This is a genomic window from Vogesella mureinivorans (assembly GCF_007644035.1).
In the GTDB taxonomy this organism is placed as follows: Bacteria; Pseudomonadota; Gammaproteobacteria; order Burkholderiales; family Chromobacteriaceae; genus Vogesella; species Vogesella mureinivorans.
The window spans coordinates 1-298 of sequence record NZ_VMTV02000768.1; the positions used below are offsets into that span (position 1 = coordinate 1).

Sequence of the window (298 nt, forward strand, 5' to 3'; positions counted from 1 at the left end):
GCACCGCCACTGGGTGCGCCCCGGCGGCGCGCTGTACGGCCTGTCGGCTGTCGAGGGCCAGTCCGGCCTGGATCTGGGGCTGGCGCCCGCCATGACCCTGTCGACCCGCCTCATCTCGGTGAAGCAGGTCGACGCCGGAGCGGCAATCGGCTATGGCGGGGCCTTCGTGGCGCCGATCGCCATGCGCATCGGCATTGCCGCGATCGGCTACGGCGACGGCTATCCGCGCCACGCGGGCTCGGGCACGCCGGTCTGGGTCGGTGGTGCCTTGACCCGCACCGTGGGCAGGGTGTCCATG

General features: G+C 73.2%; 1 protein-coding gene. It reads left to right on the forward strand.

The window, feature by feature from the left end:
* On the forward strand, positions 1-298 hold a 298-nt coding region (locus FLQ44_RS18135; protein ID WP_276607883.1), incomplete at both ends, for an alanine racemase C-terminal domain-containing protein.